The organism is uncultured Gemella sp. (assembly GCF_963525875.1).
Classification (GTDB): Bacteria; Bacillota; Bacilli; order Staphylococcales; family Gemellaceae; genus Gemella.
Genome location: NZ_CAURMG010000060.1, coordinates 1 through 6,498 on the forward strand (window position 1 = coordinate 1; position 6,498 = coordinate 6,498).

The window sequence follows — 6,498 nt, forward strand, 5'->3', positions numbered from 1 at the left end:
GATGATCTTATCCATTAACTTTCTCCACTTTAAAGTCTTCAGATTGTTTTTCAAATTCTAAGTATGCTTCGCTTAGTTCTTGAACTAGTTCTACATTGTAATTTCTATCATCTAAATACTTTCTTACTGCTGGTACTCCATCAGCCTCTACATATAACACTTGAGTGTTTTCTCTTACTGGAATTTCCTTTGAATTTTCTTGGTAAAATACTTTAAATACTGCCATTAGTAATCTCCTATCATTTGTTTTAATATATTTAATGTATGATCTATTTCATTTTTTGTTGTATTAATATTTATAAATGAAAATTGTATAATATTTCTTTCTTGTAAATATGAGCTCTTATAGTGGATAAAAATATTATTAATTGCTAATGAAGCTCCTACATTAAGAGAACATATAGTTTTTGGAAGTTCTACTGTAATTATTACAGGAGATACTTCTTTATCTTTAAATTTCATAATTGGAAGGTTTAATTCTTTTAATCCTTCTTTCATATATGAGTATTTTTCTTGTACCTTTTCATATCTTTCATCTGTTTTAAAGGCATCTAAAGCTGTATTTAGCGCCTCCATTAAAATTGATGGTTGAGTAAATGGTATTGAAGTCATTTTATTAGCATAGTGTAAATCTAAGTATAATGGTGTATTTTCTAAAGGAACTAATTCACAATTAGATCCAACTATCGCTAATCCAGCAACAGAACAAAATGCTTTTCCTGATGAACAAGCTACATAGTCAACATCTTTATAACTATATTTTACTGCTCCTACTGCTGATACAGCATCAACTGCAAGAACTACATTATTTCCTTTAACAATCCGAGTTATTTCATCCAAATCGTTTAAGATTCCCACACTTGTTTCATTATGTACTAAATAAACAAAGTCGTAGTTACTAGACTTAAGCTTTTCAGATAAAATATCTAAATCAAAACTTTCTCCAAATTCTACAGAATAACTTTCAATATTAAGTCCATGTCGTTTTGTTTCTTTAACTAATCTACTACCAAATTCACCATTTGTAAGAATTAAACCATTTATAAGATTTCTACCTTTCAATTGCGCCATAATAGCTTCATTAGCTAATGTCGCTGAACCGTGAAGAATCGTTGCTTCTTTAACGCCAAGTATTCTTTCCAATTTTGATAATGTATCTTTAGTTAGACTAACAAATTCACTACTTCTATGCGAGTAAAGTTGTTTAGATAACTTCGCAAGAACATCTTCAGATAAATCTACTGGCCCAGGTAAAAAGTTTACCCTTTGAGCTTGTGACATTCTTTCTAAAACTTTATTACCTGAATCTAATTTTAGGTACATTGGCATATATTCTGCATCTTTTGTACCTACATTTTCATGAAATTTCACAAATCCTAAGTGATTGTATAGTTTTTCTTGTCTTGTAGTTCCCGATATAAACACTATGTCATACGCATTTTGAATTATATAATTAAAAGTTCTTTGAAGTAACTCTGTAAAGACTTTAGTTTTTCTATATTGTTCCTTAATCGAAAGTAATCTGATTTCTACAGGCTTTTTGTAATTTCCTTTGTAATACTTATCAATATCATTTAATTTTAAATCTAGCGAAAAAGGTCTTTGATCCGATAATGCAATCATTCCTATTACGTCATGTTTCTTTTTCGCTATAATATATATATTTTTATCATGAAATTTATCTTTTAGTTTTTTAGTTTCATTCTTTTCATGTTGAGGAATTTCTTCAACGAACGTTTCATAATTCAACTTGAATATTTGATCGTATTCTTCCTCTGTATTTGCTATTTTATATATCATAATTTTTCCCCATAACTTTATTTGGTTAAATTTTCTCTACACTATATCTTACCATAATTACAACTTTTTTTCAAATTAACATGGTTGAAAACTTAGGAAATTGCAAATTTATTAACGAATATTTAACATTAATATTTTTATACGTTTTCAAAAAAAAAAAAAAAAAATTAAGAAGACTCAAAACGATTGAGTCTTCTTTAAAATTCTTATATAATATCAATACTATTAAAGGATACGTTGGTTTTTCAATGCTGTAACGAAGTCTGTTAATTCATAAATTGCTTTTGCTTCAATGATTTTTTTAAGTTTAGCAGCTTTGAATCCTTTAGCCTTTTTACCACCCATAACATCAGCAATACCGTCTTTGTGTCCTAATGAACATACAACACCACGGTTAATGTATTTGAAGTCTCCAACTTGTTTACCACTAATTCTAGCTCCTACATAAGCTCCCATTTGGTTAGCAATTTGAGCAGTTGTTGGATATGGTCTTTCTTGTCCTGTTTCGATGAACGCAGCACAGTCTCCTACGATATAAACATCATCAAGTCCTGGTACTGTTAATTGTTGAGTAGTTACAAGACGTCCACGTTTAGAAAGCTCTGGGAAAGCTTCATCCATAAGTTTGTTACCACGAACTCCAGCAGTCCATACTAATGTAGATGCAAATAATTCTTTTCTCTCACCATCAATTTCAATAGTAAAGCTATCTTTAGTTGCACCTTTTATACCAGCACCTAAGATAATTTCAATTCCGTTATCTTCTAAGTATTTTTTAGCATAGTCACTGTATTCTTTAGTAAACATTGGTAATAAAGTTGGACAAGCATCTAATCCATAAATTTTTACTAATTTTTCATCAATTCCGTATTTAGAACATAATTCTTTTTTACGGTGCACTAACTCACCTAAGAACTCCATTCCTGCTAATCCAGCTCCACCAACGATTACTGAGATGTCCTTAACATCTTTTTCTTCGCTAGTAGCGTATTTTCTGAAGTTATTTTCTAATGTAGCAGCAATTTTTTCTGCAGCATTAACATCAGCGATTGGCATAGCATTCTCAGCCATTCCTTCAATTCCAAATGTTTCTGGTTGGAATCCTAACCCTACTACTAAAACATCATAGTCAAGTTCATGTTTTTTAGTTAATACTAATTTTTTCTCAGTATCAATTTTAATTACTTCATCTTGAATAAATTCAACACCTGGAGATACTACATCTTTAATATCGATACAAATGTCTTCTGCTGAAATATTACCTGCTGAAACCTCGTGTAAGTTTACAGTATCGTAGTGGTAAGAGTTTTTATTCACTAATGTAACTTTTACCTCTCCAGCTTTAGCAGCTTTTTTTAATCCTTTTAATGTTGTTAGTCCTGCATATCCAGCACCTAAAATAACTACGTTTTTCATAGCTTAAAATTCTCCTTTTTCTGTTATTATATAATTTTATCCGCAGCAACAGCCATTTCCACAGCAGCCACCGTCTTCATCATCATAAATTTCAATCATATTTGGATTATGTAGTGTAAACTCGCTTCCAAATTCATCTTGAACATAGTCTATCTCAAGACCTTTTAATAAAAGTTCATCTTCTTCATTAACAAGAACTTTTAATTCTCCGAAGCTAAGCACTTTATCTCCAGCTTCTAATTCATCCTTAATATCAATAGCATAGTGCATTTGAGTACCTTCTAAAGCAATAGAAATTTTTAAATAACTATCACGCTTATCAGCATCAAATAACATTTCTTGGAACTTACCAACTGCTACATCTGTTATTAAGATTAATTGGTTATCTGTATTAGCCATAAAATGTTTCCCTCTTTATTTTTATTTTCTAATTACTATTATAACTTTTTTTAAAACAAATTAATAGTAACTTGCTTGCTTTTTATAAAATTATTTGTGAAAATTTTATGAATAATTTAAATTTAGTTAAATATACAAAACTTTATACTATCAAGAAGTATAACTTAGTATCATATTCGCAATATCCTACCTTTTAAATAGCCATCTAATTATATTTTAACTGTTACATTTGTAGACGTTTAAATAATAAATTTTTAAAACGTTCAACTGAGTGTACTTATTAAATATTAATTATATAATATTTATTTTTAATATTTATATTATATATATTCATTATCTCTTATTTTAATAAAACTATATTTTATTTTAATACTAATATGTAAACCTGAGATCGTTGACAAATATAAGCCTATTTAAAACTTTAAATAATCTTGTTACAAATAATAGCTTTATTGACTTTTTTAGTTCAGAACAGTATAATACTGTATAGAGAGGTGTTGGTATGTTGAATAAAGAGCATTATGAGACTGTAGATAAAATAAAATTTGAATTAGAAAAAATACGCCCCAAACTTATTGAAGATGGAGGCAATATAGAATTTATAAACTATAAAGACGGTATACTTAAGGTTAGATTTTTAGGAGAATGTGCACACTGTGAACTTTCACACATTACCCTAAAATATGCCATTGAAAAAAAGATTAAAGAAAAAATTCCTGAAGTGGAAAAAGTATTAGAAGTAAAGATGAGCATTATTTAAATGCTCATTTTTTTATATTTTCAAAATAATGACCACCCCTGAAAAGGGGTGGTTTTCTCTTCGGGTATAACCCTTTGTTACTAACACGCACCTCAAGGCGCTGGCTTTCACATTCGTTCAAGCCCTATTGTATTTTGACGCTCGCTACCCGTTAAACGGGTTTATTTATTTTTTCTTATTCCCAAATGGATTTGTATATTCTTTTGTTATCAATTTGTCTGTTGCAATGTCATGCGATTCTTGCTCTCTGATATATTTTCTTATTGTACTTTCATTTAATCCTACAGTATTTACATAATATCCTTCTGCTCAAAACTTTCTATTTCCGTACTTATATTTCAAGTTTTCATGCATATCAAATATCATCAGTAAACTTTTCCCTTTCAGATATCCCATAAAACTGGATACACTATACTTCGGTGGTATTGATAACAGCAAATGTATATGATCTGGCATTATATGTCCTTCTATTATTTCTACCCCTTTGTACTTACATAACCTCTGTATTATATTTACTATGTCTCTTTTATATTGATTAAATTCTATTTTTCGTCTATACTTAGGTGTAAATACAATATGGTATTTACACAACCACTTTGTATGCGATAAACTATTATGTTTATTTGCCATAATTAAAATCATCCTTTCTTTATTTTAGAGCTTGAACTACTCTTATTTTATCAAGAAAGGATGATTTTTCAATTGTTTAACTCTTGGCTCTCACCCGCATAGCGGGTAGTTTTTTGTTTCGGAGACTTCGACTCCTCAACTGACTAAAGTCATTAAATAAAAAAAGAGTAGAAATCAATCTACTCTTTTATATGACGTCCCAGAAGGGATTCGAACCCCTGACCGACGGCTTAGAAGGCCGTTGCTCTATCCTGCTGAGCTACTGAGACATATTAAATACTACCTCTCTCTGAAGTACTTTAATAGTATATCAATTTTTTCATATTATGTCAATACTTTTTTAAAAGATAAATATAATATTTTTGTATTGTTAATTCCCTAAGTAAATTTCAATTCAAATAAATAACTACAGTTTAACCTAACGTTATATTTCTTATAATAACATAATTCAATGAGAAAAGTAATAAATTATCTCTTAATTTTAACTAAATAATTCAAAGTTAACTATTTATATCTATAATTCAATCATATATTATATTACTATCTATTTTATTTTCAACTCAATAGAATCAAATGATTAACCTGATAATTAAATCTAGTTTTTATTCTGGTAACAATCTGTTTTTATATTTTTATCAATACATTTTGATTTTAATACAATACTATGAAGGTCATGTACCCCTTTCACTAGTTTTATATAGCAAAAGGGGTTCATACCATTTTCTACCAGCCTAATCTATTTGAAAAGTGCTATCCATTATTAATTTTTTTTCTGTTTTTTCTTGTCACAGCTAATAATCCTCCAAATACAGCTAATCCTAAACCTGTTAATCCTGGACTAGATTCAGTTGTTCCTGTATTTGCTAAACGTTTAGAAATTTTTTCTACTTTAGTTGTTGATACTTTATTACTGCTTTCATCAATATTCGACAACATTGAAGATTGCAGTATCTTATAATTACTTTCTACATTATAATCTCCAATTTCTGATTTAACTTTTTTAAAGATATGTATCACAACTCCTTCTTCATCTACAGATTTTGTCTCAATAAATTCATATCCTGGAATTTCACCATGAGCTAATGCTTCATTTTCTACACCTATTTCAAAAGGTATTTTCACATCGTTTGGTTTTAATATATTACCACTTTCATCTTGCCATTTAGTAACGATAAGCTCAGGAAGTTCTAACATAGTAGGTGCAGTTGCCTCTACAGAATTAATTCTTTCTATACCTTCATTTTTTTCAGATTCAATATCATAATTATTTGTTACTGCTTTTATTTTTAGTATAGCTAATATAGCTGATTTTCTAACTTTTTCTTTAAGAAAATCTTTCTCTTTAACTGTGAATTCATTACTTAACTCTATAGATTTCACCTTAGCTTCTGAAGCTTTATTCACCTCAGCGATAGCATCTGATTTTACGTCTTTTACCGGTGTAGCTGCTTTGCCTGGTAATGTAACACTTGCTGCTGTACTTGCGTCACTGT

Annotated in this window: 6 protein-coding genes, 1 tRNA gene and 1 pseudogene; 1 reads left to right on the forward strand and 7 read right to left on the reverse strand. The window is 29.1% G+C overall.

Features of this window, described 5'->3' with window-relative positions:
• Positions 1-7 precede the first annotated feature (7 nt).
• The 4 genes from RWQ73_RS07400 to RWQ73_RS07415 all read right to left on the reverse strand — a co-directional run bounded on the left by RWQ73_RS07400 (position 8) and on the right by RWQ73_RS07415 (position 3,615).
• Entirely contained in the window at positions 8-226 is a 219-nt protein-coding gene (locus RWQ73_RS07400; RefSeq protein ID WP_003144942.1) for a DNA-dependent RNA polymerase subunit epsilon, read from the reverse strand.
• Positions 226-1,800, reverse strand: coding sequence for an aminotransferase class V-fold PLP-dependent enzyme (locus RWQ73_RS07405; protein ID WP_314086134.1), 1,575 nt, complete (start codon positions 1,798-1,800; stop codon positions 226-228). Before RWQ73_RS07405 ends, RWQ73_RS07400 begins: the two co-directional genes overlap by 1 nt.
• A 225-nt stretch (positions 1,801-2,025) precedes the next feature.
• Positions 2,026-3,216 carry an NAD(P)/FAD-dependent oxidoreductase gene (locus RWQ73_RS07410; protein ID WP_314086132.1) on the reverse strand — a complete coding sequence of 397 codons (1,191 nt, stop codon included), beginning with the start codon at positions 3,214-3,216 and terminating at the stop codon, positions 2,026-2,028.
• Between the two features lie 36 nt (positions 3,217-3,252).
• Positions 3,253-3,615 (reverse strand): iron-sulfur cluster assembly accessory protein, encoded by a 363-nt coding sequence (locus RWQ73_RS07415; RefSeq protein ID WP_314086129.1) that lies wholly within the window; start codon positions 3,613-3,615, stop codon positions 3,253-3,255.
• Between the two features lie 502 nt (positions 3,616-4,117).
• Here RWQ73_RS07415 and RWQ73_RS07420 point away from each other — a divergent pair.
• Entirely contained in the window at positions 4,118-4,375 is a 258-nt protein-coding gene (locus RWQ73_RS07420; protein WP_314086127.1) for a NifU family protein, read from the forward strand.
• A gap of 165 nt (positions 4,376-4,540) precedes the next feature.
• Here RWQ73_RS07420 and tnpA read toward each other — a convergent pair.
• The 3 genes and pseudogenes from tnpA to RWQ73_RS07435 all read right to left on the reverse strand — a co-directional run.
• Positions 4,541-5,005, reverse strand: a pseudogene (gene tnpA, locus RWQ73_RS07425) (IS200/IS605 family transposase).
• Between the two features lie 195 nt (positions 5,006-5,200).
• A tRNA-Arg gene (locus RWQ73_RS07430) sits at positions 5,201-5,274 on the reverse strand.
• A gap of 481 nt (positions 5,275-5,755) precedes the next feature.
• A partial coding sequence (locus tag RWQ73_RS07435; RefSeq protein ID WP_314407722.1) for a DUF1542 domain-containing protein occupies positions 5,756-6,498 on the reverse strand: 743 nt, incomplete at its 5' end.